Raw genomic sequence first — 26,391 nt, 5'->3', positions numbered from 1 at the left:
GGCCGACGGCCTCCCGCGGAGGCCTCAGGGGGCCTGCAGCGCGGCCCGCACCAGGTCCGGCTTGTCGGTGATGACGCCGTCGACGCCGTACCCGGCGGCCCGGCGGGCGGTGTCCGCGTCGTCCACGGTCCAGGTGAACACGGACAGCGGGCTGCCATGCGGTCCGGTGAGCGCGTGGGCGGCGGAGACGTAGCCCGCCGAGACCGAGGCGTACGAGGGATTGATCCCGTCGGTGAAGGCCGCGTACGCGGGCAGGTCGGACAGGGGAGGCGTCCCTAGGAGGGCTGTCCGGACGCCCGGCTTCAGGTCGTGCACGATCCGCAGACTGCCGGCGCTGAAGCTCTGCACGACCAGCCGGCCGGCCAGGTGCCGGTCGTCGAGCCAGCCCTCGTTGCCGAGAACCTTCAGCGTCTGGCGCTCGATGCCCGGGTACAGCTCGGGGCTCTTGATCTCCAGGAGCAGGTTCTGCCGGTGCAGCCCGACACGGCGCAGGTACTGCTCCAGCGTCGGCACGCGCGTGCCCGCGTACGCGGGGCCGAACCAGCTTCCCGCGTCCAGCCGGGCGATCTCGGCCGCGGTGAAGTCCTTCACCTTCCAGGGCGCCCGCCCGGGAAAGACCGCCTCGGCGTCGGTGGTGCGCCGCAGGCTGTCGTCGTGGATCACGACGAGTTCTCCGTCCTTCGTGCGCTGGACATCGTTCTCGACCCAGGAGACGCCCATCAGAGCCGCCGCGTCGACGGCCGGCAGCGTGTTCTCGGGCGCGACGGCGGAGGCGCCCCGATGGGCGACGACCAGGGGCGCCCGGCCGACGTCGCCGGCCCGGGCGTCGGAGGTGGGGAACAGGAGGGTGACGGCCCCCAGCAGCGCGGTGGTCAGGGCGGCTACGGCGCGCACGTGCATGCGTACTCCTCGCGTCGAGCGGTCGGCGACATCACGGACAGCTCAACTGTGACAGCATCGCGTAACCGGCGGCGGGGCGCAGAACGGCCACACGGCGAAGAGATCCGCACAACTCCGCTCACTCATGGCGCACAACTGGGTCAGGCGCGTGTTTCTTTGCCGGAAAATCGTTCGACCATTCAGGTGAGGGTCATACTCTCTGCGTCAGCCCTGCACCGCTCGGGCGGTACTGGGAGGGGGGCGCTTTCCACGGATTCCGGACGCAAAAAGGGCGGAAGGGCAGCCGCGCATGCAGGGCACGGTCGACGGATTCAGCTACGGGCTCGTCACACCACTGGTGGGCTATCTCATGGCCTGCCTGGGCGGTGCGCTCGGCCTGCGCTGCACGACCCGGTCCATGCTCGTGGCACGTTCCTGGCGCGCCGGCTGGCTCGCCCTCGGCTCCGCCGCGATCGGCTCCGGCATCTGGACGATGCACTTCGTCGCGATGATGGGGTTCACGGTCGAAGGCGCGCCCATCCACTACGACAGACCCCTGACCTACGCCAGTCTGGGCGTCGCCGTCCTCATGGTGGGGATCGGCATCTTCATCGTCGGCTACCGGGGCGCGACGGGCGCGGCCCTGTTCACCGGGGGCACCGTCACCGGCCTCGGCATCGCCTCGATGCACTACCTGGGCATGGCCGGCATGCAGCTGAACGGCAAGTTCGAGTACAACACCCTCACCGTCGCCGTCTCCGTCGTCATAGCGATGGCCGCCGCCACCGCCGCCCTGTGGGCCGCCGCACAGGTCAGGGGGTTCGTGTGGAGCGTCGGCGCGAGCCTCGTCATGGGGCTGGCCGTCAGCGGCATGCACTACACCGGCATGGCGGCCCTCAGCGTGCACCTGCACGGCCCCGGCGACTCCTCCACCGGGGACTCGCCGGCCGGGCTGCTCGCCCCCATGCTGATCGGCCCCCTGGTCTTCCTGCTGCTCGCCGGGGTGATCGTGGTGTTCGACCCGCTGATGGTCATGGGCAAACCGTCCTGGTCCCCGGCCGAGCACAAGCCGGGGGTCCCCGCCCGTCCGGCCGCACGGCACCCGGTCCGCCGCCCGCCGCACCGCCCCGACCGGCAGCAGCCGGGCCGCCGCGGCTCCCGGACCCCGCAAAACCGCTGATCCCGCCGCATTGTCAGTGGCGGGTCGTACGGTGGATTGCATGCGGCCCGTTTCCCAGATCGAACGCACGGTGGCGCCCTTCGAGGTCGTCAGCCCCTACCAGCCCAGCGGCGACCAGCCGCAGGCCATCGCCGAGCTCGCCCGGCGCATCGAAGCGGGCGAGAGGAACGTCGTCCTGCTCGGCGCGACCGGCACCGGCAAGTCCGCGACCACCGCGTGGATGATAGAGAAGCTCCAGCGCCCCACCCTGGTGATGGCGCCGAACAAGACACTGGCCGCCCAGCTGGCGAACGAGTTCCGCGAACTCCTGCCCAACAACGCCGTCGAGTACTTCGTCTCGTACTACGACTACTACCAGCCCGAGGCCTACGTCCCGCAGTCGGACACCTACATCGAGAAGGACTCCTCGATCAACGAGGAGGTCGAGCGCCTGCGCCACTCCGCGACCAACTCGCTGCTCACCCGCCGCGACGTCATCGTGGTCGCGTCGGTCTCCTGCATCTACGGCCTCGGCACGCCACAGGAGTACGTCGACCGCATGGTCCCGCTCAAGGTCGGCGACGAGATCGACCGGGACGAGCTGCTGCGCCGCTTCGTGGACATCCAGTACACGCGCAACGACATGGCGTTCACCCGCGGCACCTTCCGGGTGCGCGGCGACACCATCGAGATCTTCCCGGTCTACGAGGAGCTCGCCGTCCGCATCGAGATGTTCGGCGACGAGATCGAGGCACTCTCCACCCTCCACCCGATCACCGGCGAGATCATCAGCGACGACCGGCAGCTGTACGTCTTCCCGGCCTCCCACTACGTCGCGGGCCCCGAGCGCATGGAGCGGGCCGTCAACGACATCGAGAAGGAGCTGGGGGAGCGGCTGGCCGGCCTGGAGAAGCAGGGCAAGCTCCTGGAGGCCCAGCGCCTGAGGATGCGGACGACGTACGACCTCGAGATGCTCCGCCAGATCGGCACCTGTTCCGGCGTGGAGAACTACTCGATGCACTTCGACGGCCGCTCGCCCGGATCCCCGCCCAACACCCTGCTGGACTACTTCCCGGACGACTTCCTGCTGGTCATCGACGAGTCGCACAACACGGTCCCGCAGATCGGCGCCATGTACGAAGGCGACGCCTCCCGCAAGCGCACCCTCGTCGACCACGGCTTCCGCCTGCCCTCCGCCCTCGACAACCGCCCGCTGAAGTGGGAGGAGTTCAAGGAGCGGGTAGGGCAGACGGTCTACCTGTCGGCCACGCCCGGCACCTACGAGCTCTCCCGCGCGGACGGCATCGTCGAGCAGATCATCCGTCCCACCGGTCTCGTCGACCCGGAAGTCGTCGTCAAGCCCACCGAGGGCCAGATCGACGACCTGGTGCACGAGATCCGCACGCGGACCGAGAAGGACGAGCGCGTCCTGGTCACCACGCTCACCAAGAAGATGGCCGAGGACCTCACGGACTACTTCCTCGAGCTCGGCATCCAGGTGCGCTACCTGCACAGCGACGTCGACACGCTGCGCCGCGTGGAGCTGCTGCGCGAGCTGCGCTCCGGCGAGTTCGACGTGCTGGTCGGCATCAACCTCCTGCGCGAGGGCCTCGACCTGCCCGAGGTCTCCCTGGTGGCCATCCTCGACGCCGACAAGGAGGGCTTCCTGCGCTCCGGCACCTCCCTCATCCAGACCATCGGCCGCGCCGCGCGCAACGTCTCCGGCCAGGTCCACATGTACGCCGACAAGATCACACCGGCGATGGAGCGGGCCATCGAGGAGACCAACCGCCGCCGCGAGAAGCAGATCGCCTACAACAAGGAGCGGGGCATCGACCCGCAGCCCCTCCGCAAGAAGATCAACGACATCGTGGCGCAGATCGCCCGCGAGGACGTCGACACCGAGCAGCTCCTCGGCACGGGGTACCGCAACATGAAGGACGGCAAGGGCGCCAAGGCCCCCGTGCCCTCCCTCGGCAAGGCGGCCGGCGCCAAGGCCGCCAAGGGCAAGGCCAAGCAGACGGTGCCGACCGACCGTCCCGCGGCGGATCTCGCCGAGCAGATCGAGGAGCTGACGGAGCGTATGCGCGCCGCCGCCGCGGACCTTCAGTTCGAGATCGCCGCCCGGCTGCGCGACGAGGTCTCCGAGATGAAGAAGGAACTGCGTCAGATGAAGGAAGCGGGCTTGGCCTGACGGCTCGTCGGCGGACGTCGTCCGGGCCCCTCCGCACGCGCTGTGTTGCAAGACCGACACAAAGTACGGGCCGGGGTACGGCACTGTCAGTGGCCCTGCGTAGGGTGCTCATCAACCGCGGATTCCGCGGCAACAGGGGAAAGCACGAGAGGGGAATCAGCGCGTGACCGTCAACATGACCAAGGGTCAGGCCATCAGTCTGGAGAAGAACGACGGAGGCAGCCTGTCCGCGGTCCGTATGGGTCTCGGCTGGCAGGCGGCTCCCCGGCGCGGCCTGTTCGGTTCGCGCACGCGGGAGATCGACCTGGACGCCTCCGCCGTCCTGTTCGCGGACAAGCAGCCGGTCGACGTCGTCTTCTTCCGCCACCTGGTGAGCGACGACGGCTCCGTGCGCCACACCGGCGACAACCTCGTCGGCGGCGCGGGCCAGGGCGGTGACGACGAGTCCATCCTCGTCGACCTGCAGCGCGTCCCGGTCCACATCGACCAGATCGTCTTCACCGTGAACTCCTTCACCGGGCAGACCTTCCAGGAGGTGCAGAACGCGTTCTGCCGCCTGGTCGACGAGACCAACGGCCAGGAGCTCGCCCGGTACACGCTCGCGGGCGGCGGCGCCTACACCGCCCAGGTCATGGCGAAGGTGCACCGCTCGGGTGCGGGCTGGACCATGACGGCCCTCGGTAACCCGGCCAACGGCCGCACCTTCCAGGACCTGATGCCGGCGATCCTGCCGCTTCTCTAGTCTCCGGCGCGGCCGGCGAGCGGCACACGACACGACACACCAGCGACACAGGGGGACGAAGGCGATGACGGCCGAGCTGGTGCGGGGGCAGAACCACCCGCTTACCCAGGCCCGTCTCGAGGTCCGGGTCTCGGCCGGCAAGCCGATCGTGGCGGCGGCCACGCTCAGCGACGAGAACGGCAAGATTCGCGGCGTCGAATGGGTGGCCCATCCGGGCACACCCACCCTGCCCGGTCTCGAGGTCTCCCGGCAGGCGGCCGCCGACCACCGTCTCGCGGTGGACCTGGACGCCATGCCGGAGGCCGTGCATCGCGTCAGTGTGCTGCTCGCCCTGCCCATGGGAGTCGGCGGCCCGGTCCGGTTCGGCGCCGTCGCCGCCCCCTTCGTCGCGGTCACCGGCCTCGACGGAACCGAGGTCGCCAGCTACACGATCACCGGCCTGGAAGCCGAGTCGGCGGTCGTCGCCCTGGAGCTCTACCGCAGACAGGGCGCCTGGAAGGTGCGCGCCGTCGGCCAGGGGTACGCCGGCGGTCTCGCCGAGCTCTTCACCGGTCAGGGTCTGGCCGAGGCCCAGCGGCTGGCGACCGGCATCAACGAGGCGGTGGCCCAGGGCCTGGCCCGCTCGGTGCAGGCGCCGCAGACGCGCACCGCGGACGGCGACCGCAGCCGCCGGACGACCGCACCCGCACCCGGTCCCGACCACGGCGGCCCCGTACCCCAGCCCACGAGCGGTCACCCGGTGCCCGACGGCGCGTCCCCGTACGCGGCGCAGGGCGCGCAGCCCGCCCCTCCGGCGGGTCCGTCCGCAGGCACCCAGCCGTCCGCGCCCACCGCGGGCGGCACGATCGACTACAGCCACCCGGGCCGGCACACCGGCGCCCCGCCGCCGCCCCCGCCGACCGCGCCCCCGGCCCAGCCGGGCCGGCCCGCGCAGCCCGTGGCGGGCGACGCGACCGGCTGGTCCATGGACGAGCGGCTCTACAACCAGGTCTGGGGCATGTTCGAGGACCTGGCCCGCTCCACGGCGGCCTACCGCAGCGCCGTCGACTTCGCCGACTCCCGCATGGAGAAGGAGCTCGACCAGGTCCTGTCCGACCCCCGCAGCAGGATCGGCGGGCAGGGCGACGCCGCGCGGGAGGCGGCCCGCGCCAAGCACGCCCAGCTCGTCGACCAGGCCCGGCAGGCCCTCGACCGGGACCTCGCCCAGCTCGGCGCCGAGGCCGACGTCGTGGAGCCCGCGCTGCCGCCGGCCTACGCGCGCTGGGACAACCCCGTCTGGCACGCCTACCGGGTGCCGATGGAGATCCCGATGGCCGTGCGCCTGGGCGACCTCTACCTGCCCGAGAGCGACCCGCTGCGCATCCCGATGCTGGTCCGCCTGCCGCTCGAACGCGGACTGTGGATCGACAGCGGGCGTGCCGGAATGCTCGACGACACCTTCGCCGACGCCCACGACCTGCGGCGCCTCGGGATGGAGACCGCGGTGGCGCTCGCCGCCCGGCTGCTCGCCGTCTACCCGGCGGGCGAGTTCACCGTGCACGTCATCGACCCGGCTGGGTCGGCGGCGCAGCAGCTCGTACCGCTGGTGCAGAACGGCGTGCTCGCGGGCCCGCCCGCCCTGGGCGCCGCCGGGGTCTCGGAGGTCCTGGCGCGGCTGACGCAACGCGTCGACCTGGTGCAGATGGCCATACGCGGCGGCGTGGCCGACTCGCTGCCGCGCGACCTGGACACGGCCGAGCAACTGCTGGTCGTCAACGACTTCCCGCACGGCTTCGACGACCGCGCCGTGAACCAGCTGCGCTACCTGGCGGACGAGGGACCGGCCGTCGGCGTCCACCTGATGATGATCGCCGACCGCGAGGAGGCCGCCGGGTACGGCCCCCTGCTCGACCCGCTGTGGCGTTCGCTGCTGCGACTCACCCCGGTGCCCGACGATCACCTCGCCGACCCGTGGGTGGGTCACGCCTGGACCTACGAGCCGACGCTCGTGCCGCCCCACAGCCAGGTGCTGAACCAGGTTCTCGCGCAGGTCGCGCAGGCCCGCCGTGCGTGGAAGCGCTGACCGTCAAGACAAGCATCAAGCGTGAGCAAAGCGCGCTGACCAGCGACTTTGGAACATTCTTTACCGATCTCTTTACCTTTCCTTGGTGATCGGGGTACTGTCTTCCGTACGGAGGGGAGTACTCCCTGCCTGCTGCGGCGTTCCCGTCAATACGGATCCGGCCAGATCCCGGGGCGCCGGCCCAGAGCGATGTCACTGGGTGGAAGAGACCTCCGGCAGCGACGACGCTGACATTTGCCGTTCACGTACTGCCGGAGGCGCAGTGGATGTCTCGACGACCCTGTGGGTCCTGACCATCGTGGGCCTCGCCGCCCTGATCACGGTCGACTTCTTCATCGGCCGCAAACCGCACGACGTGTCCCTCAAGGAAGCCGGGATCTGGACGGCCGTCTGGATCACTCTCGCCGGGCTCTTCGGCCTCGGCCTGCTCGTCTTCGGCGGCGGCGGGCCCGCCGGAGAGTTCTTCGCGGGCTTCATCACCGAGAAGTCGCTGAGCGTCGACAACCTCTTCGTCTTCGTCCTGATCATGGCGAAGTTCGCCGTGCCCTCGCAGTACCAGCAGCGGGTGCTGCTCATCGGCGTGCTCATAGCCCTGGTCCTGCGGGCGGTCTTCATCGCCGCGGGAGCCGCGATCGTCACCAGCTTCTCGTGGGTGTTCTACCTCTTCGGCGCCTTCCTGATCTGGACCGCCTGGAAGCTGGTCAAGGAGGCCCGGGCCGAGGAGGAGGACGAGGAGTACGAGGAGAACAAGCTGCTCAAGGCAGTCGAGCGCCGATTCGGCGTCGCCGACCGCTACCACGGCACCAAGCTGTGGATCCGGCAGAACGGCAAGCGGGTCATGACCCCGATGCTGGTCGTGATGCTGGCGATCGGCACCACCGACATCCTGTTCGCGCTCGACTCCATCCCCGCGATCTTCGGGCTGACCCAGGACCCGTACATCGTGTTCACCGCAAACGCGTTCGCGCTGATGGGTCTGCGGCAGCTGTACTTCCTCATCGGCGGCCTGCTGAAGAAGCTGGTCCACCTCAGCTACGGCCTGTCGGTCATCCTCGGCTTCATCGGCGTCAAGCTGGTCCTGCACGCGCTGCACGAGTCCGGCGTCCACGTCCCGGAGATCTCCATACCGGTCTCCCTCGGCGTGATCTGCTCGGTCCTCCTGGTCACCACGCTCACCAGCCTCAGGGCGTCCAGGAAGCAGGCGGAGGCCGAGACGGCGCCCTCCGAGAGCGAAGACGCCGCGAAGGACAGCGTCCAGGCCTGACCACGGCGGAGGCCGAACGACGACCACCGGGAGCACCATGAGGAACATCGCCGACCCCCGCTCCCGGTGCTTCGTCCGGCCTGCTGAATCCGGAACGATCGTCGCATGATCACTCGACTCGGGTCGATCGCCACCCGGTGGACGTCTCTCGCGCCGGTGTTCGCGGTCGTGCTGCTGGCCCTCACCTGGGGGCGCGACCTGCCCGGCGTGATCGTCGCGCTGGTGACGCTCGTCCTCGCGGGCGCCGTCCTGGCCGCGGTGCACCACGCCGAGGTGGTCGCCCACCGGGTCGGCGAGCCCTTCGGCTCCCTCGTCCTGGCCGTCGCCGTCACCGTCATCGAGGTGGCCCTGATCGTCACCCTGATGGCAGACGGCGGCGACAAGGGCGCCACCCTGGCGCGGGACACCGTCTTCGCGGCCGTGATGATCACCTGCAACGGCATCGTCGGCGTCTGCCTCCTCGTCGCCTCGCTGCGCCACGGCACCGCGGTCTTCAACCCCGAAGGCACCGGCGCCGCCCTCGCGACCGTCGCCACCCTGGCCACCCTCAGCCTCGTGCTGCCGACCTTCACCACGAGCAAGCCGGGCCCGGAGTTCTCCGCCGTCCAGCTCACGTTCGCCGCTCTGTCCTCGCTCGTCCTGTACGGCCTGTTCGTCGCGACCCAGACCGTGCGGCACCGCGACTATTTCCTCCCCATCACCCGTCAGGGCGAGGTGATCACCGCCGACGACCACGCCGAGCTGCCGTCCGCCCGCACCGCCCTGATCAGCCTGGGACTGCTGGGCCTGGCCCTGATCGGTGTGGTCGGGCTCGCCAAGGGCGTCTCGCCCACCATCGAGTCCGGAGTGGAGGCCGCCGGACTGCCCCACGCGGTCGTCGGCGTGATCATCGCGATGCTGGTGCTGCTCCCCGAGACGATCGCCGCCCTGCGCTCCGCCCGCCGCGATCGTGTGCAGACCAGCCTCAACCTCGCCCTCGGCTCGGCCATGGCCAGCATCGGGCTTACCATTCCCGCGGTCGCGCTGGCGTCCGTGTGGCTCTCCGGCCCGCTCGTGCTCGGCCTCGGCGCCACGCACATGGTGCTGCTCACCCTCACCGTGGTGGTGAGTTCGCTGACGGTGGTACCGGGCCGGGCGACCCCCCTGCAGGGCGGAGTCCACCTGGTGCTGTTCGCGGCCTACCTGGAGCTCGCGGTCAATCCATGACGGGTGCCGGGTCGCACCGTGCCGGGCGCACCGTGATAGACCGGGGCCGATCAGCCCGCCCCGCCCGCGACCGGAGGAACCGTGCCCCGCACCCTGGCCAACGCCCCGATCATGATTCTCAACGGACCCAACCTGAACCTTCTCGGTCAGCGGCAGCCGGAGATCTACGGCAAGGACACTCTGGCCGACGTCGAGGCACTGTGCGCCAGGACGGCGGCCGCGCACGGCGGCACCGTGGACTTCCGGCAGTCCAATCACGAGGGTCAACTGGTGGACTGGATCCATGAGGCGCGGCTCGGCCACTGCGGCATCGTGATCAACCCCGGCGCCTACTCGCACACGTCGGTCGCGATCCTGGACGCACTCAACACTTGCGACGGGCTGCCGGTGCTGGAGGTGCACATCTCCAACATCCACCAGCGCGAGTCCTTCCGGCACCACTCCTACGTCTCGCTGCGGGCCGACGGGGTCATCGCGGGATGCGGCGTGCAGGGGTACGTCTTCGGCGTGGAGCGCGTCGCGGCGCTGGTGGGGGCGGCGCAGGCCCAGGTGTGAGCGCCCGCCCCCGGGGCGTTCGCCCCGAGGGCGTCCGGTCCTTACAGCCGGCCCGCCTCCACGATCCGCCGCAGGAAACGCCGGGTGCGTTCCCGCTGCGGGTCGCCGAAGACCTGCTCGGCCGTGCCGCGCTCCAGGACCACGCCTCCGTCCAGAAAACACACCTGGTCGGCGACGTCCCGGGCGAAGCCCATCTCGTGCGTGGCCAGCACCATGGTCATGCCGTCCTCCTTCAGGTCGCGCACGACCGTCAGGACCTCGCCGACGAGTTCCGGGTCGAGAGCGGCGGTGATCTCGTCGAGCAGCAGCAGACGCGGGCGTACGGCGAGGGCGCGGACGATCGCCACACGCTGCTGCTGGCCGCCGCTGAGCCGGTCCGGGTAGGCGTCCGCCCGGTCGCCGAGCCCGAGCCGCTCCAGCAGCTCCCTGGCCCGCTGCTCGGCCTCCTCCCGGGAGGCGCCGTGCACCCGGCGCGGGGCGAGCGTGATGTTCTCCAGCACGGTCATGTGCGGAAACAGGTTGTACGCCTGGAAGACGACGCCGATACGGCGGCGTACCGCGTCCTGGTCGGCGCGCGGGTCGGTGATCTCCTCGCCGTCCAGCCAGATCGCGCCGTCGTCGATCTCCTCCAGGAGGTTGGCGCAGCGCAGCAGCGTCGACTTGCCGGAGCCGGAGGCGCCGATCAGCGCGGTCACCGTGTGCGGGGCCACCTCCAGGTCGACGTCGCGCAGGACGACCGAGTCGCCGAAGGTCTTCCGGACGGACTCCATGCGCAGCACGGGCGTGTCGCTCACAGTGCTCCTCCCTGGGCTCGGCGGCGGTCCATCCGGGCCGTGACCCAGTCCGTGAACCGCGTCATCGGAATGGTCAGCGCCACGAAGAGCAGGCCCGCCACGATGTACGGCGTGTAGTTGAGGCTGCGGCCCACGATGATGTCCGCGGCCCGCACGGCGTCGATCGCGCCGCCGATGGAGACGAGCCCGGTGTCCTTCTGCAGCGACACCAGGTCGTTCAGCAGCGGCGGCACCTGACGGCGCACGGCCTGGGGGAGCACGACGTACCGCAGCGCCTGCCGGTTGGTCAGGCCGAGCGAGCGGGCCGCGGCACGCTGTGAGGGGTGGACGGACTCGATGCCGGCGCGGAACACCTCGGCCACGTACGCCGAGTACGTCAGCGTGAGCGCCGTACCGCCGAGCAGCACGGGATCCACGGTCACGCCCTGCAGACGCAGCGCGGGCACGCCGAGGACCACGATCATCAGGTTGATGATCAGCGGCAGTCCGCGGAAGAAGTCCGTGTACGCGGCGGCCAGCACCCGCAGCGGGAAGAACACCGGACCGCGCAGGGTGCGGGCGACGGCGATCAGCATGCCGAGGACCAGCACCGCCGCCCCGCAGACCAGCAGCAACCGGACGTTCAGCCACAGCCCTTCGAGGACCTTGGGAAACGCCTCGCGCGCGTACTGCGGATCGAAGAACGTCTCCTTGGTGCGCGGCCAGCCGGGCGCCCGGACGACGACCAGGTAGAGGACGAACCCGGTGACGAGGGTCGACAGCGCGGCGATCGCCGTCGCCCGGCGGGCCCGTGCGCGCTTGTGGCGCTCGCGCTCCAGCCGCCGCGGCGACGGCACGTACCCGTCGCGCCCGTCGTCCTTGCCGGAGCCCTGGCCCGACTCCTCGCCCCACTCCTGCCCTGACTGCTGCTTCGCCACCGTCACTTGAGCACCGGGGCGTCGACGGCCTCGGAGAGCCACTGCTTCTCGATCCCCGCCAGCGTGCCGTCCTCGCGCAGCGCGTCGACGGCGCGGCTCACGCACGAGGTGAGCGCGCTGCCCTTGTCGAGGACGAGTCCGAACTGCTCCGGCGTGCCGCCCTGGTTCTCGAACTGGCCCACGATCTTCGCGTCGGTGACCTCCGCGGCCGTGATGTAGAAGGCGGTCGGCAGGTCGGTGACGATGGCGTCGACCTGGCCGTTCTTCAGGGCGGACTTGGCCTGGTCGGTCTTGGCGAAGACGGCGGCCTGCTGCTTCGGCTTCACCACGTCGGTGATGTAGTCGAGGCTGGTGGTGCCGACCTGCGCGCCGAGCTTGAGACCCCTGAGGTCCGCGACGCCGGTCGCCTTCGTGGCCTTGGTGCCCTTCAGCGCGATGACGGCCTGGCGCACGTCGTAGTAGCCGGAGGAGAAGTCCACGGCCTTCTTGCGTTCGGCGCTGATCGACACCTGGTTGATGTCGAAGTCGAAGGTCTTCACGCCGGGCGCGAAGGCCTTGTTGAACGGCACGCTCTGCCAGACGACGGCGCTCTTGCCGTAGCCCAGCTGCTTCGCCACGGCGTAGGCGACCGCCGACTCGAAGCCCTGGCCGTTGGCGGGCTCGTCGTCCTTGAACCACGGCTCGTACGCCGGCTTGTCGGTGGCGATCGTCAGCTTGCCGGACGTCTTGGTGGCCAGCTCACCCTTGGCGCACGTGCTCCCGGCCGACCCGGACGGCGAGGCGGCGGCCTTGTCCTCCGGCTGCGGAGCACAGCCGACGGCGGTGGCGAGCAGGGCGATGGTGGCGGCGGCGACGGCGCGGTGCAGCGCGCGAGGGGCAGGATGCATGGCGGGAGATTGGCAGCCCACCGTCCCGTTTGTCGAGGTCATGGCGGCAACTGTCCGCATGATGGGAATGCGTGTTTCATTTTTGTGAACAGCGTCGGGGGACGCCCGGGCCGCCGGCCGAGGGCGGGATCGGGAGGCCGGCGGCCCGTACCGCGCAGGAGCCGTCATCCTGAGCGGGGCGGCTTCCAGTTGACTGCGCGACGAGGCGGACCGCGAGCGCGCGTAAGGCGCCGGTGTGTGCGAAGGGTTCACACGGGGCGCGCACGGATGGGCGTCAGGCGGGCGTGCGGGAGTGTGCGCGGGGCGTGGCGCCGTGTGCTGTGCGCCGCCGCGGTGTGACGCTTCCGGCGCCCCGGACGCTGTAGGGCATGACTCCCCATGGGTCAACGGCCCGTCCTCACCGAGGCGGCAAGCGGGCCGACGCGGCAGGGGCGGCAGGTCACAGGACCCGACCGCCCCTGTGTGCTGTCCGGGCCGGCTGCCGTATCGCCATGAGGCGCGGGCGGCCCGGTGCCGTCACCACCCGCGCGCGTGCCACTCCGGCAGATGCGGACGCTCGTCGCCCAGCGTCGTGTCGTTGCCGTGGCCCGGGTAGACCCAGGTCTCGTCCGGCAGCACCTCGAAGATCTTCGTCTCCACGTCGTGGATCAGACTGGCGAACGCCTTCGGGTCCTTGCGGGTGTTGCCCACGCCACCGGGGAACAGACAGTCGCCCGTGAACACGTGCGGGTGCCCGTGCGGGTCGTCGTAGACCAGGGCGATCGAGCCCGGCGTGTGGCCGACCAGGTGGCGCGCGGTGAGCTCCACCTGCCCCACCCGGATGACGTCGCCGTCGTCGACGAGGACGTCGGTCGGCACCGGGATGCCGTCGGCGTCGTCGCGGCCCGCGTACGTACGGGCGCCGGTGGCCTCGACGACCTCGGCCAGCGCCTGCCAGTGATCGCCGTGCTGGTGGGTGGTGACGACGGAGGCGATGCCGTCGTCACCGATCATCCCGAGCAGTGTGTCGGCGTCGTTCGCCGCGTCGATCAGCAACTGTTCGTCGGTGGCCCGGCAGCGCAGCAGATAGGCGTTGTTGTTCATCGGGCCGACCGCGATCTTGGTGATCATCAGGTCCTTCAGCTCGTGCACGTCCGCCGGGCCGCCGACCGTCACCTGTCCGCTGTACGTCATGCCGGTCAGCCTATAGCGGGGGACCGGCGCGGGGTCCCCCGCCATGGGCCGCCGGCCCGGGGCGTCGGCCGTCAGAGCGGAGGCAGTGCCGGCAGCGCACCGCCCTCCACGGTGAGCGCGGAGCCGTCGCGGCGCCCGGAGAGCCAGCCGAGCAGGTCGGGCGCCGGGCCGGTGACGGTGATCTCCGGCTTCTCCGCCTCCCGGCCCGTGCTCCACGCGCGCGTGCCGTCGGTCAGGCGCGCGCTGGGCACGTCCGCACGGCCCGCGAACCGCTCGGCGAGGAAGGAGATCTCACGCTCCAGGAACTCCGCCGGCAGGTCCTCCAGCTCGTAGCCGATCCCGAGGTCCACGTGGTGCAGTTCCACCTCGACCCACCGCCGGAACGGCACCCGGGCCGCCGAGTCGGTGACGCCGTTGCGCAGCTCCACCGTCCGCGACCAGTCCGCCGGCACGGCGCTCGCCTCCTGGAAGCGGGCCGCGCTCTCGCGCACGTCGGAGAGGTGCACCCGCAGCGGGCGCGGCGCGTCCCGCTCGATGTCGGCGTCCCGGGAGTCGCCGGAGGCGTACATGGGGCGGCCCTCCATGACGTTCACCAGGGCGTCCGCGTTGCGGGCGAGGTGGGCCAGGATGTGGCCGAGGGTCCAGCCGGGCAGCCGCGACGGCCGGGCCGCCGCGGCGTCGTCCAGTTCGGCGGCCGCGCTGAGCAGCCGTTCGGTCGCGTCGTGCAGAGACACCAGGTCATGACCGTGATCAATCATGGTGCTGACCCTAGCTCCGCCACACCTTCGGGTGAAGCCGGTGAAGCAATGCCGGAAATCGAATGCACGTGCTATAGGGTCGGTTGTGGCGTCGGGCATGCTGGAAGTCCGGGGATTGTTATGCGTCCCGAGAATCCGACCCGGCGTTGTCAGTGGCTCCCCCTAGTCTGAGAAGGACGGGGGCCCCGCCCCTGTCACTTCTCTCAAGAAAGGTGCGGACCGGCGTGGCCGACCGTCTCATCGTCCGTGGCGCGCGCGAGCACAACCTGAAGAACGTGTCGCTCGACCTGCCCCGGGACTCGCTCATCGTCTTCACGGGCCTGTCCGGGTCGGGCAAGTCCTCCCTGGCCTTCGACACCATCTTCGCCGAGGGCCAGCGGCGCTACGTGGAGTCGCTCTCCTCGTACGCCCGCCAGTTCCTCGGCCAGATGGACAAGCCGGACGTCGACTTCATCGAGGGCCTGTCCCCGGCGGTCTCCATCGACCAGAAGTCGACCTCGCGCAACCCGCGCTCGACGGTCGGCACCATCACCGAGGTCTACGACTACCTGCGCCTGCTCTTCGCGCGCATCGGCAAGCCGCACTGCCCGGAGTGCGGCCGCCCGATCTCGCGCCAGTCGCCGCAGGCCATCGTCGACAGGGTGCTGGAGCTGCCGGAGGGGAGCCGCTTCCAGGTGCTCTCGCCGCTGGTGCGCGAGCGCAAGGGCGAGTTCGTGGACCTCTTCGCCGACCTCCAGACCAAGGGCTACAGCCGTGCGCGCGTGGACGGCGAGACCGTCCAGCTGTCCAGCCCGCCCACGCTGAAGAAGCAGGAGAAGCACACCATCGAGGTGGTCGTCGACCGCCTCACGGTGAAGGCGAGCGCCAAGCGCCGCCTCACCGACTCCGTGGAGACCGCGCTCAGCCTCTCCGGCGGCATGGTCGTGCTGGACTTCGTCGACCTGCCCGAGGACGACCCCGAGCGTGAGCGCATGTACTCGGAGCACCTGTACTGCGCCTACGACGACCTGTCCTTCGAGGAACTGGAGCCGCGCTCCTTCTCCTTCAACTCGCCCTTCGGCGCCTGTCCCGAGTGCACCGGCATCGGCACGCGCATGGAGGTCGACCCCGAGCTGATCGTTCCGGACGAGGACAAGTCGCTCGACGAGGGAGCCATCCACCCCTGGTCGCACGGCCACACCAAGGACTACTTCGACCGCCTGATCGGAGCCCTCGCGGACGCGCTGGGATTCCGGACCGACATCCCCTTCGCGGGGCTGCCGCAGCGCGCCAGGAAGGCGCTGCTGTACGGCCACAAGACGCAGATCGAGGTCCGCTACCGCAACCGGTACGGACGCGAGCGCGTGTACACGACGCCCTTCGAAGGCGCGGTCCCGTTCGTCAAGCGCCGGCACGGCGAGGCGGAGAGCGACGCCAGCCGGGAGCGCTTCGAGGGCTACATGCGCGAGGTGCCCTGCCCGACCTGTGAGGGCACGCGCCTGAAGCCGGTCGTCCTCGCGGTCACGATCATGGGCAAGTCGATCGCGGAGGTCTCCGCGATGTCGATCAGCGACTGCGCGGACTTCCTGGGCGAACTGAAGCTCAGCGCGCGCGACAAGAAGATCGCCGAGCGCGTCCTGAAGGAGGTCAACGAACGGCTGCGGTTCCTGGTCGACGTCGGCCTGGACTACCTCTCCCTCAACCGCGCGGCCGGCACGCTCTCCGGCGGCGAGGCCCAGCGCATCCGCCTGGCCACCCAGATCGGCTCCGGTCTCGTCGGCGTGCTGTACGTCCTCGACGAGCCGTCCATCGGCCTGCACCAGCGCGACAACCACCGGCTCATCGAGACCCTGGTCCGGCTGCGCGACATGGGCAACACCCTCATCGTGGTCGAGCACGACGAGGACACCATCAAGGTCGCCGACTGGATCGTCGACATCGGTCCCGGCGCGGGCGAGCACGGCGGCAAGGTCGTGCACAGCGGCTCCCTGAAGGAACTGCTGGCCAACGACGAGTCGCAGACCGGCCAGTACCTGGCGGGCCGGAAGTCCATCCCGCTGCCGGACATCCGCCGCCCGCACGACCCGTCCCGCCGGCTCACGGTGCACGGCGCCCGCGAGAACAACCTCCAGGACATCGACGTGTCCTTCCCGCTGGGCGTGTTCACCGCGGTCACCGGCGTCTCCGGCTCCGGCAAGTCGACGCTGGTCAACGACATCCTGTACACGCACCTGGCCCGTGAGCTGAACGGCGCGCGGAGCGTCCCCGGACGGCACACGCGCGTGGACGGCGACGACCTCGTCGACAAGGTCGTGCACGTCGACCAGTCGCCCATCGGTCGCACCCCGCGGTCCAACCCGGCGACGTACACCGGCGTCTTCGACCACATCCGCAGGCTGTTCGCGGAGACCACCGAGGCCAAGGTGCGCGGGTACCAGCCCGGCCGCTTCTCCTTCAACGTCAAGGGCGGCCGCTGCGAGAACTGCGCGGGCGACGGCACGATCAAGATCGAGATGAACTTCCTCCCGGACGTGTACGTCCCGTGCGAGGTCTGCCACGGCGCCCGCTACAACCGGGAGACCCTGGAGGTCCACTACAAGGGCAAGTCCATCGCCGAGGTCCTGAACATGCCGATCGAAGAGGCGATGCACTTCTTCGAGGCCGTCCCGGCGATCAACCGCCACCTCAGGACGCTCAACGACGTCGGTCTCGGCTACGTCCGGCTCGGGCAGGCCGCGACCACCCTGTCGGGCGGTGAGGCGCAGCGCGTGAAGCTCGCCAGCGAGCTGCAGAAGCGCTCCACCGGGCGCACCGTCTACGTCCTGGACGAGCCGACCACCGGTCTGCACTTCGAGGACATCAGCAAGCTGCTCAAGGTGCTCTCCGGCCTGGTCGACAAGGGCAACACGGTCATCGTCATCGAGCACAACCTCGACGTGATCAAGACCGCCGACTGGGTCGTCGACATGGGACCCGAGGGCGGCGCCGGCGGCGGACTCGTCGTCGCCGAGGGCACGCCCGAGGAAGTCGCCGGGGTCCCGGCCAGCCACACCGGCAAGTTCCTCCGGGAGGTCCTCGGCGCCGACCGGATCAGCGACGCGGCCTCGGTGAAGGCACCCCGCAAGTCGACGGCGAAGAAGGCGGTCGCGGCCAGGACGGCGGCGAAGAAGACGGCGGCGACCGGTACCGCCGACAGCACGGCCGCCAAGAGCACGGCCGGCAAGAAGGCGGCGCCCGCGAAGAAGACCACGCGGGCCCGGAAGGCCTGACGCCGTCAGGACCGGCGAACGTCAGACGGGCGGACGTCAGGACCGACCGGCGGACGTCAGGACTGACTGACGTGAAAACCGAACAGCCGCGGCGCCCCACGGACGCAGACAACCCGTCCGTGGGGCGCCGCGCGTCGTCGGCGGCCCGGCCGCTACGCCTGGCCCGCGCCCGGCGGGTCCGCCCGCGCCGCTACGCCTCGTTCACTTCCCCCGCGTACGGCGGCTCGGCGCCCGCCCGGGAGCAGGTCACCGCCGCCGCGCGCGCCGCGAACCGCAGCAGCCGCTCCCAGTCGTCCGCCCCCAGACCCGCCAGGGCCCGCCCGGACAGGGCGTCCCGGGCGGACAGCCCGTGCAGCAGGGCCGCGTTCACCGTGTCGCCGGCGCCGATGGTGTCCACGACGTCGACCTCCTCACCCGGCACCGAGTACTCGCCGCCGTCCCGGACGAAGGCGGTCAGGCCGTCGCCGCCACGGGTGATCACGACGGCCGCGGGACCCGCGGCCAGCCACTCGCGCGGGGAGCCGCCGAGCCACCGGGCGTCCTCCTCGGACAGTTTGAGCAGCGACACCGAGGGCAGCCAGCGCAGGAAACGGGCACGGTAGGCGTCCGCGTCCGGGATCAGCCCGGCCCGGATGTTGGGGTCGAGCGTGGTGAACACCCCCTGAGCGGCCGCGCTCCGCATCAGCTCCTCGTAGGCGCTCGCGCCCGGCTCCAGGACCAGCGAACAGGTGCCGAAGGACACGGCCCGCGTCCCGGCCGGGAGCGCCGGGGGCGTCGCGAACAGCCGGTCGGCGGTGCCCTCGACGTAGAAGGAGTAGGCGGCGGAGCCGTGCTCGTCGATCGTGGCGGCCGCGAGGGTGGTCGGTTCCGGGCCGCGCTGCACGACGGAGACGTCCACGCCCGCCGCCCGCAGCCCGTCGAGCAGCGCCTCGCCGAAGGAGTCGTAGGAGGTACGGGAGCAGAAGGCCGTGGGGGAGCCGAGCCGGCCGAGGGCCACGGCGGTGTTGTACGGCCCGCCGCCGGGCACCGGCCGCAGGGCGGCGAGGGCACCCGTGCCCTGCGGTACCAGGTCGATCAGAGCCTCACCGGCGACGACGATCACGAGACGGTTCCTTCCTCGGACTGCGTGGTTCGGACGACCGCTGCGCTGTGCGGGCCGCGCTCCCGGCGGGCCGCCGGGAAGACGGCCGTCGGGCGGCCGCGTATCCCATCCGAAGGGACGTGTGAACGCTCGCACAAGCGCTCAGGCGTCCGGTCAAGACGGCCACGCCCGGCCCGGGCCCGCCGCCGAGCCCGGCGCGGCGCCCCGGTATCGTGCGGTTTGCACAGCCCCTCATCAGTGGAGATGCTCATGCCCGGCCGTCCCTCCCCGAGCCGTCGTACCGTCCTGCGGGGAGCCGCCGTCGCTCCCGTGGCGGGGCTCGGCCTCACCGCGTGCTCCCTGGCCGGCGGCACCACCACCTCCGCCGTGCCGACCGCGCCCGTCGACCTCGGCGCCGAGAGCGAGATCGCCGAGGGGAGCGCCAAGCTGTACCAGGACCACAACGTCGTGGTCAGCCGGGCCGCGGACGGCTCGCTGAAGGCGTACAGCACGATCTGCACGCACGCGCGGTGTGCGATCAGCACGCTGCAGGGGACGAAGCTGATCTGCCCGTGCCACGGCAGCGAGTTCGACGCCACCACCGGCAAGGTGCTGCGCTCCCCGGCCGGTGCGCCGCTCGACGAGCTGCCGGTGCGGGCCGAGAAGGGCAGGATCGTCGCCGGTCCGCAGGCCTGAGCCGCCGCACGCCTCATCCGCCGCACGCCTCATCCGCCGCACGCCTCCGCACGCTTCATCCGCCGCAGGCCTGAGCCGCCGCAGGTCTGAGTCGCCGCGCGCCTCATCGGCCGCCGGAGTCACCGGACCGGGGGCGGCTCACTCCCACTCCCAGCCGATCCCCACGAGTCCCGTCCGCACCCGCGGCTCCACGAGGTGGACCGAGTGGTGCCGGCCGCTGAGGGCGAGGTCCTGGCGGCCGCTGCGGGGCGCCGCGGCCGAGTGCTGCGCGAAGCGGTGGCAGCGCACCGGCAGCGCCCGCTCGTCGAAACGCACCTGGAGGGCGTACTGCCCGCCGGCCGGCCCGAAGACGCGGACGTACTCGCGCGACACCCCCGCGGTGCCGTCCTCGACGCCGTACCGGAAGAGGAAGGTGTCCCCGGCCCGCAGCCGCGTGTCGAAGAGCAGCTCCGCCACGAGCACGCCGGTCTCCGCGTGCGTCCGCACCCGTCCGGTGCGGCAGTTCTCCAGCGCCCGCACGCCCATGCGCTCCGGCACGCACCCGGGATCGCCGTGGTGCACGGCCACGAACCGGTCGACGCCGTCCCGGTGGGCGCGCACTATGTGGTGCGACTCGCGTCCCGCCAGTTCACGGCGCGCCCCGACCCGTATCCGCTCGTGGTGGCCGAGGGTGTGCAGTCCGCCGTCGGGGGGCAGGCCCAGCTCGGCCAGCAGTCGGTCCAGGACGCCCGACGCCTCCGCCGGGGAGCGGTAGGAGCGGCCGTCGGGCCGCTGTCCGGAAGGCCCGTCCCCCTCGGGTGAGAGCAGCCTGATCAGGGACTCCTCCGGCAGCTGCAGGATCTCCTCCAGTGCCCGTACCGCGCGCAGGGACTCGGGCCGCTGCGGGCGCCGGGCGCCCTGCTGCCAGTAACTCAGGCTCGTCACGCCGACCTTGACCCCGTACCGCGACAGATGGTGCTGCACCCGTTGCAGCGGCAGTCCACGGGCGGCGATCGCGGCGCGCAGCGCGACGTGGAAGGGGCCGCCCCGCAGGGCCGTGGCCAGTTCCGCGGTGGCGACGGCGGCGATGTCCGCGTGCTGTGTGGCGTGCGGCATGCAGGGGCCTTTCTGTGAAAGCTCGCTTCGGCTGGTCAGACCGGTTCGCGCCGCCGCGGGGCATCCGTCCGCGTCCGGGCGTCTTCACATCCGTAGGCCCTGGTTCACGGCCCCGGATTCCCCCGCATTGAAGCGTGTCGGCCAAGTCCCGACAACACCTGGAGCCGGACGGCGTCGTACTCCTGGCCGAGACGCGACCGGGCGCCGGGGGACAGCGGCCCGTCCCTGTCCTGGGACCTTCGGGAACGGCCCCGCTCCCGGGCCGGGACGACCGGAGAACGGCCCTCCCGCGACAGCGCGGAAGACGGTCCCCCGGGGTCCCCCGGCGTTGTCCACAGGCTCGCCGCGCTGTCACCCCACGCCAGTAGGGTGTGAGACATGGCCGACCCCTCCAGCTACCGCCCCCGTCCGGGACAGATCCCGGACTCTCCCGGGGTGTACAGGTTCCGCGACGAGCACCGCCGGGTGATCTACGTCGGAAAGGCGAAGAGCCTGCGCCAGCGCCTGGCGAACTACTTCCAGGACCTGGCGAACCTGCACCCGCGCACCCGGTCGATGGTCACCACGGCCGCGTCGGTGGAGTGGACGGTGGTGTCCACCGAGGTCGAGGCGCTGCAGCTGGAGTACTCCTGGATCAAGGAGTTCGACCCCCGGTTCAACGTCAAGTACCGCGACGACAAGAGCTACCCGTACCTCGCGGTGACGATGAACGAGGAGTACCCGCGCGTGCAGGTGATGCGCGGTCACAAGAAGAAGGGCGTGCGGTACTTCGGCCCGTACTCGCACGCGTGGGCGATCCGCGACACCGTCGACCTCCTGCTGCGCGTCTTCCCGGTCCGCACCTGCTCGGCCGGCGTCTTCAAGAACGCCGCCCGCACCGGCCGGCCCTGCCTGCTCGGCTACATCGGCAAGTGCTCCGCGCCCTGCGTGGGCCGGGTCTCCGCCGAGGAGCACCGCGAACTGGCCGAGGAATTCAGCGACTTCATGGCCGGCCGCACCGGCACCTACCTCCGCCGCCTGGAGCAGCGGATGCGGGAGGCGGCCGAGGAGATGGAGTACGAGCGGGCGGCCCGCCTGCGCGACGACATCGAGGCCCTGAAGAAGGCCATGGAGAAGAACGCCGTCGTGCTCGCCGACGCGACCGACGCCGACCTGATCGCCGTCGCGGAGGACGAGCTGGAGGCGGCCGTCCAGATCTTCCACGTGCGTGGCGGACGCGTGCGCGGCCAGCGCGGCTGGGTGACCGACAAGGTCGAGGAGATCACCACCGGCGCCCTCGTCGAACACGCCCTGCAGCAGCTCTACGGCGAGGAGAGCGGCGACGCGGTCCCCAAGGAGGTCCTGGTCCCCGCCCTGCCCGACCCGGTGGAACCCGTCCAGGAGTGGCTCGCCGGGCGGCGCGGCTCGGGCGTCTCGCTGCGCATCCCGCAGCGCGGCGACAAGAGGGCCCTGATGGAGACCGTGGAGCGCAACGCCCAGCAGGCGCTCGTGCTGCACAAGACCAGGCGCGCCTCCGACCTCACCACCCGCTCGCGCGCCCTGGAGGAGATCGCCGAAGCCCTCGACCTGGACAGCGCCCCCCTGAGGATCGAGTGCTACGACATCTCGCACCTCCAGGGCGACGACGTGGTGGCCTCCATGGTCGTCTTCGAGGACGGCCTGCAGCGCAAGAGCGAGTACCGCCGCTTCCAGATCAAGGGCTTCGAGGGGCAGGACGACGTCCGCTCCATGCACGAGGTGATCAGCCGCCGCTTCCGGCGCTACCTCGCCGAGAAGGAGCGGACGGGCGAGTGGGCGGACGGCGAGAACCCGGACGCGGACGGCCCCGGCAACGGCGACAGCAACGGCTCCGGCAGCGGTCCCGGCAACGGCCTCACCGAGGACGACGGCCGCCCCAGGAAGTTCGCCTACCCGCCCCAACTGGTCGTGGTCGACGGCGGGCAGCCACAGGTCGCCGCCGCCAAGAAGGCTCTCGACGAGCTCGGCATCGACGACGTGGCCGTGTGCGGCCTCGCCAAGCGCCTGGAGGAGGTCTGGCTGCCGGACCAGGACGACCCGGTGGTCCTGCCACGCACCAGCGAGGGCCTCTACCTGCTGCAGCGCGTCCGCGACGAGGCCCACCGGTTCGCCATCACCTACCAGCGCACCAAGCGCGCCAAGCGGTTCCGCGCGAGCCCGCTGGACGACGTGCCGGGCCTCGGTGACACCCGCAGGCAGGCGCTGCTGAAACACTTCGGTTCGCTGAAGAAGCTGCGCTCGGCCACCATCGACCAGATCTGCGAGGTGCCGGGCATAGGCCGCAAGACGGCCGAGACCATCGCCGTGGCCCTCGCCCAGACCGCTCCGGCCGCACCCGCCGTGAACACGGCGACCGGAGAGATCATGGAGGAGGAACCCGGCACCATGGGTTCCGGGGAACCCGTGACGACGGGGGCACCCGACGAGCGACGGGGGCAGGAGACATGAACGAGAACGAGCACGGACGACAAGACCGGACCGGAGACGGAGCACAGGTGAGTACGGGCACGACCATCGAGGCGGCCGGGGTCCCCGACGCCGCGATCCCCGAGCTGGTGATCATCTCCGGCATGTCCGGAGCCGGGCGGTCGACGGCGGCCAAGTGCCTGGAGGACCTCGGCTGGTTCGTCGTGGACAACCTGCCGCCCGCGCTGATCCCCACCATGGTGGAGCTCGGCGCCCGCTCCCAGGGCAACGTGGCACGCATCGCGGTCGTCGTCGACGTCCGCGGCCGGCGCTTCTTCGACAACCTCCGCGAGTCGCTCGCGGACCTTGAGGCCAGACACGTCACCCGGCGGATCGTCTTCCTGGAGTCCTCCGACGAGGCACTGGTGCGCCGCTTCGAGTCGGTGCGCCGCCCGCACCCGCTCCAGGGCGACGGACGCATCGTCGACGGCATCGCCGCCGAGCGCGAGCTGCTGCGCGAACTGCGCGGCGACGCCGACCTGGTCATCGACACCTCCAGCCTCAACGTGCACGAGCTGCGCGCCAAGATGGACGCCCAGTTCGCCGGCGAGGAGGAGCCCGAGCTGCGGGCCACCGTGATGTCCTTCGGCTTCAAGTACGGCCTTCCGGTCGACGCCGACCTGGTCGCGGACATGCGCTTCCTGCCCAACCCGCACTGGGTCCCGGAGCTGCGCCCCTTCACCGGCCTCAACGAGGAGGTCGCCGCGTACGTCTTCAACCAGCCCGGCGCGAAGGAGTTCCTCGACCGCTACGCCGAGCTGCTGCGGCTGATCGCGGCCGGGTACCGCCGCGAGGGCAAGCGCTACGTGACCATCGCCATCGGCTGCACCGGCGGCAAGCACCGCTCGGTCGCCACGTCGGAGAAGCTCGCCGCGCGTCTCGCGGCCGAGGGTGTGGAGACGGTGGTCGTGCACCGGGACATGGGACGGGAATGACGCAACGCTCTCTGCGGCTGAGCAGGCTGCGCAGGGCCGTGCCCGAGGGGCGCGGCGGCCGGCTGGTCGAGGCCCGTGGCGGCCGGCTGGTCGAGGCCCGCGGCGCCCGGCACCGCCGCCGCGGCGCACAGCCCAAGGTGGTCGCTCTCGGCGGCGGTATGGGCCTGTCCGCCTCGCTCGCCGCGCTGCGCCGGATCACCGGCGACCTCACCGCGGTCGTCACCGTGGCCGACGACGGCGGCTCCAGCGGGCGCCTGCGCGACGAGCTGGGCGTACTGCCGCCCGGCGACCTGCGCAAGGCGCTGGCCGCGCTGTGCGGCGACGACGACTGGGGCCAGACCTGGGCCCGGGTCATCCAGCACCGCTTCCACTCCCAGGGCGACCTGCACGACCACGCGGTCGGCAACCTGCTGATCGTCGCCCTGTGGGAACAGCTCGGCGACCACGTCCAGGCGCTGGACCTGGTCGGCAGACTGCTCGGTGCGCACGGGCGCGTGCTGCCCATGTCCGCCGTACCGCTGGAGCTGCAGGCGCTGGTCAAGGGCCACGACCCGGACCGGCCGGACCAGGTCGAGACCGTACGCGGTCAGGCGACCGTCGCCCTCACCCGCGGCGAGGTGCAGTCCGTGCACCTCGTACCGAACGACCCGCCCGCCGTCCCGGAGGCCGTGGAGGCGGTGCTGGACGCGGACTGGGTGGTGCTCGGCCCCGGTTCCTGGTTCTCGTCCGTCATCCCGCACCTGCTCGTCCCCGAGCTGCTGGACGCGCTCACCCAGACCAAGGCACGCCGGGTACTCTCACTGAACCTGGTGCCGCAGCCCGGAGAAACCGAAGGCTTCTCCCCGCAGCGTCATTTGGAGGTTTTGGGACGACACGCCCCTAAACTCGCCCTGGACGTGGTGCTGGCCGACGAGGCCGCCGTGCCCGACCGCGACGTACTCGTCGAGGCCGCCGAGCGGCTGGGGGCCGCGGTCGAGCTGGCGCCGGTGGCCCGGACGGACGGGACTCCAAGACATGACCCGGAGCTCCTCGCCGCCGCGTACGACCGTATTTTTCGGATGCATGGAAGGATCGGCCCATGGCGATGACGGCAGCGGTGAAGGATGAGATCTCCCGGCTCCCCGTCACCCGGACCTGCTGCAGGAAGGCGGAGGTCTCGGCCGTCCTGCGGTTCGCCGGCGGCCTCCACCTGGTGAGCGGGCGCATCGTGATCGAAGCGGAGCTGGACACCGCCATGGCGGCCCGCCGTCTCAAGCGGGACATCCTGGAGATCTTCGGCCACACCTCCGAGCTGATCGTGATGGCGCCGGGCGGACTGCGCCGCGGTTCGCGCTACGTCGTCCGGGTCGTCGCCGGCGGCGACCAGCTGGCCCGGCAGACCGGCCTGGTCGACGGCCGTGGCCGCCCGATCCGCGGCCTGCCCCCGCAGGTGGTGTCCGGCGCCACCTGCGACGCCGAGGCCGCCTGGCGCGGAGCCTTCCTGGCGCACGGCTCGCTCACCGAGCCCGGCCGTTCCTCCTCCCTGGAGGTGACCTGCCCGGGCCCCGAGGCCGCGCTCGCCCTGGTGGGCGCCGCCCGCCGGCTGTCGATCGCCGCGAAGGCCCGCGAGGTGCGCGGTGTCGACCGGGTCGTCGTCCGTGACGGTGATGCCATCGGCGCCCTGTTGACCCGGCTCGGCGCCCACGAGTCGGTGCTGGCCTGGGAAGAGCGCCGGATGCGCCGCGAGGTGCGCGCCACCGCCAACCGGCTCGCCAACTTCGACGACGCCAACCTGCGCCGCTCCGCCCGCGCGGCCGTCGCGGCCGGCGCCCGGGTGGCCCGCGCCCTGGAGATCCTCGGCGACGACGTCCCCGAGCACCTCGCCGCCGCCGGCCGGCTGCGCATGGAGCACAAGCAGGCCTCCCTGGAGGAACTGGGCGCCCTCGCCGACCCGCCGCTGACCAAGGACGCCGTGGCCGGCCGCATCCGCCGCCTGCTGGCGATGGCCGACAAGCGCGCCTCCGACCTCGGCGTCCCGGGCACGGAGTCGAGCCTCACCGAGGAGATGGCCGAAAACCTCGTGGGCTGACCACACCCGCGCCCGCTCTGCCGGTGCTCGCTGCGCGCCTGCCCTGCCGGTGCCCGTTGCGCCTGCCCGACCTGCCGGTGCCCGTTACCCGCGCCCGACCTGCCCGTCCCCGCTGCGCGCGGGCCTGGCGCCGGTTCCCGCCCGAGCGGCCCGCCCCCCGAGAGACCCGCTCGCCGTCGGCGTCGGAACGCCCG

At 71.4% G+C, this 26,391-nt stretch carries 21 protein-coding genes; 13 read left to right on the top strand and 8 right to left on the bottom strand.

Features of this window, described 5'->3' with window-relative positions; all coding sequences use genetic code 11:
- Window positions 1-24: 24 nt before the first annotated feature.
- Window positions 25-900 (bottom strand): glycerophosphodiester phosphodiesterase, encoded by an 876-nt coding sequence (locus tag ACZ5GT_RS03915; RefSeq protein ID WP_469013867.1) that lies wholly within the window; start codon window positions 898-900, stop codon window positions 25-27.
- 289 nt (window positions 901-1,189) lie between these two features.
- Here ACZ5GT_RS03915 and ACZ5GT_RS03910 point away from each other — a divergent pair, with 289 nt between their 5' ends.
- The 7 genes from ACZ5GT_RS03910 to aroQ all read left to right on the top strand — a co-directional run bounded on the left by ACZ5GT_RS03910 (window position 1,190) and on the right by aroQ (window position 10,061).
- Window positions 1,190-2,059: an MHYT domain-containing protein gene (locus tag ACZ5GT_RS03910; RefSeq protein WP_469013864.1), complete on the top strand. Its 870-nt coding sequence runs from the start codon at window positions 1,190-1,192 to the stop codon at window positions 2,057-2,059.
- 40 nt (window positions 2,060-2,099) lie between these two features.
- On the top strand, window positions 2,100-4,232 hold the full coding sequence (uvrB, locus tag ACZ5GT_RS03905) for an excinuclease ABC subunit UvrB (RefSeq protein WP_469013863.1): 2,133 nt from the start codon (window positions 2,100-2,102) through the stop codon (window positions 4,230-4,232).
- Window positions 4,233-4,395: 163 nt separating this feature from the next.
- Window positions 4,396-4,974, top strand: coding sequence for a TerD family protein (locus ACZ5GT_RS03900; RefSeq protein WP_469013861.1), 579 nt, complete (start codon window positions 4,396-4,398; stop codon window positions 4,972-4,974).
- A 64-nt stretch (window positions 4,975-5,038) separates the two neighbouring features.
- Window positions 5,039-7,036 (top strand): TerD family protein, encoded by a 1,998-nt coding sequence (locus ACZ5GT_RS03895; RefSeq protein ID WP_469013858.1) that lies wholly within the window; start codon window positions 5,039-5,041, stop codon window positions 7,034-7,036.
- Window positions 7,037-7,298: 262 nt separating this feature from the next.
- Window positions 7,299-8,300 (top strand): TerC family protein, encoded by a 1,002-nt coding sequence (locus ACZ5GT_RS03890; RefSeq protein ID WP_469013856.1) that lies wholly within the window; start codon window positions 7,299-7,301, stop codon window positions 8,298-8,300.
- A 105-nt stretch (window positions 8,301-8,405) separates the two neighbouring features.
- On the top strand, window positions 8,406-9,506 hold the full coding sequence (locus tag ACZ5GT_RS03885; RefSeq protein WP_469013855.1) for a calcium:cation antiporter: 1,101 nt from the start codon (window positions 8,406-8,408) through the stop codon (window positions 9,504-9,506).
- 81 nt (window positions 9,507-9,587) lie between these two features.
- Window positions 9,588-10,061: a type II 3-dehydroquinate dehydratase gene (gene aroQ, locus ACZ5GT_RS03880; protein WP_469013854.1), complete on the top strand. Its 474-nt coding sequence runs from the start codon at window positions 9,588-9,590 to the stop codon at window positions 10,059-10,061.
- Between the two features lie 41 nt (window positions 10,062-10,102).
- On the opposite strand, the gene ACZ5GT_RS03875 is transcribed toward aroQ, so the two are convergent.
- The 5 genes from ACZ5GT_RS03875 to ACZ5GT_RS03855 form a co-directional block, all read right to left on the bottom strand.
- Window positions 10,103-10,831, bottom strand: a complete 729-nt coding sequence (locus ACZ5GT_RS03875) for an amino acid ABC transporter ATP-binding protein (RefSeq protein ID WP_469014169.1) — start codon at window positions 10,829-10,831, stop codon at window positions 10,103-10,105.
- 20 nt (window positions 10,832-10,851) lie between these two features.
- On the bottom strand, window positions 10,852-11,778 hold the full coding sequence (locus ACZ5GT_RS03870) for an amino acid ABC transporter permease (protein WP_469013852.1): 927 nt from the start codon (window positions 11,776-11,778) through the stop codon (window positions 10,852-10,854).
- Window positions 11,775-12,659: an ABC transporter substrate-binding protein gene (locus ACZ5GT_RS03865; protein WP_469013849.1), complete on the bottom strand. Its 885-nt coding sequence runs from the start codon at window positions 12,657-12,659 to the stop codon at window positions 11,775-11,777. Before ACZ5GT_RS03865 ends, ACZ5GT_RS03870 begins: the two co-directional genes overlap by 4 nt.
- 516 nt (window positions 12,660-13,175) lie before the next feature.
- The gene (locus ACZ5GT_RS03860; protein ID WP_469013847.1) at window positions 13,176-13,832 is read right to left on the bottom strand and encodes an MBL fold metallo-hydrolase; all 657 of its coding nucleotides are present in this window, start codon (window positions 13,830-13,832) and stop codon (window positions 13,176-13,178) included.
- Between the two features lie 71 nt (window positions 13,833-13,903).
- Window positions 13,904-14,590 (bottom strand): maleylpyruvate isomerase family mycothiol-dependent enzyme, encoded by a 687-nt coding sequence (locus ACZ5GT_RS03855; RefSeq protein WP_469013845.1) that lies wholly within the window; start codon window positions 14,588-14,590, stop codon window positions 13,904-13,906.
- A gap of 224 nt (window positions 14,591-14,814) precedes the next feature.
- Here ACZ5GT_RS03855 and uvrA point away from each other — a divergent pair, with 224 nt between their 5' ends.
- Complete coding sequence (uvrA, locus tag ACZ5GT_RS03850; RefSeq protein ID WP_469013843.1) at window positions 14,815-17,838, top strand: excinuclease ABC subunit UvrA; 3,024 nt, start codon at window positions 14,815-14,817, stop codon at window positions 17,836-17,838.
- A gap of 190 nt (window positions 17,839-18,028) precedes the next feature.
- Here the strand turns inward: uvrA and ACZ5GT_RS03845 are convergent, their stop codons facing one another.
- Window positions 18,029-18,940: a carbohydrate kinase family protein gene (locus tag ACZ5GT_RS03845; protein WP_469013839.1), complete on the bottom strand. Its 912-nt coding sequence runs from the start codon at window positions 18,938-18,940 to the stop codon at window positions 18,029-18,031.
- A 249-nt stretch (window positions 18,941-19,189) separates the two neighbouring features.
- On the opposite strand from ACZ5GT_RS03845, the gene ACZ5GT_RS03840 reads away from it, so the two are divergent.
- On the top strand, window positions 19,190-19,615 hold the full coding sequence (locus tag ACZ5GT_RS03840) for a Rieske (2Fe-2S) protein (RefSeq protein WP_469013835.1): 426 nt from the start codon (window positions 19,190-19,192) through the stop codon (window positions 19,613-19,615).
- Window positions 19,616-19,753: 138 nt separating this feature from the next.
- Here ACZ5GT_RS03840 and ACZ5GT_RS03835 read toward each other — a convergent pair whose 3' ends face one another.
- Complete coding sequence (locus ACZ5GT_RS03835; protein ID WP_469013831.1) at window positions 19,754-20,710, bottom strand: hypothetical protein; 957 nt, start codon at window positions 20,708-20,710, stop codon at window positions 19,754-19,756.
- A 378-nt stretch (window positions 20,711-21,088) separates the two neighbouring features.
- On the opposite strand from ACZ5GT_RS03835, the gene uvrC reads away from it, so the two are divergent.
- The 4 genes from uvrC to whiA are packed head-to-tail and all read left to right on the top strand — an operon-like array spanning window position 21,089 to window position 26,197.
- A complete protein-coding gene (gene uvrC, locus ACZ5GT_RS03830) occupies window positions 21,089-23,176 on the top strand; it encodes an excinuclease ABC subunit UvrC (RefSeq protein ID WP_469013827.1) in 2,088 nt (695 codons plus the stop codon).
- The gene (gene rapZ, locus ACZ5GT_RS03825) at window positions 23,173-24,129 is read left to right on the top strand and encodes an RNase adapter RapZ (RefSeq protein ID WP_469013826.1); all 957 of its coding nucleotides are present in this window, start codon (window positions 23,173-23,175) and stop codon (window positions 24,127-24,129) included. The genes uvrC and rapZ overlap by 4 nt, the downstream gene beginning before the upstream one ends.
- On the top strand, window positions 24,126-25,217 hold the full coding sequence (locus ACZ5GT_RS03820) for a gluconeogenesis factor YvcK family protein (protein WP_469013824.1): 1,092 nt from the start codon (window positions 24,126-24,128) through the stop codon (window positions 25,215-25,217). The genes rapZ and ACZ5GT_RS03820 overlap by 4 nt, the downstream gene beginning before the upstream one ends.
- A complete protein-coding gene (gene whiA, locus ACZ5GT_RS03815; protein ID WP_469013823.1) occupies window positions 25,208-26,197 on the top strand; it encodes a DNA-binding protein WhiA in 990 nt (329 codons plus the stop codon). The genes ACZ5GT_RS03820 and whiA overlap by 10 nt, the downstream gene beginning before the upstream one ends.
- Window positions 26,198-26,391: the final 194 nt, after the last annotated feature.

The organism is Streptomyces sp. NPDC031340 (genome assembly GCF_055569945.1).
The sequence above is the reverse complement of the archived record's forward strand: the minus strand, read 5'-3'. Positions and strand labels throughout refer to the sequence as shown.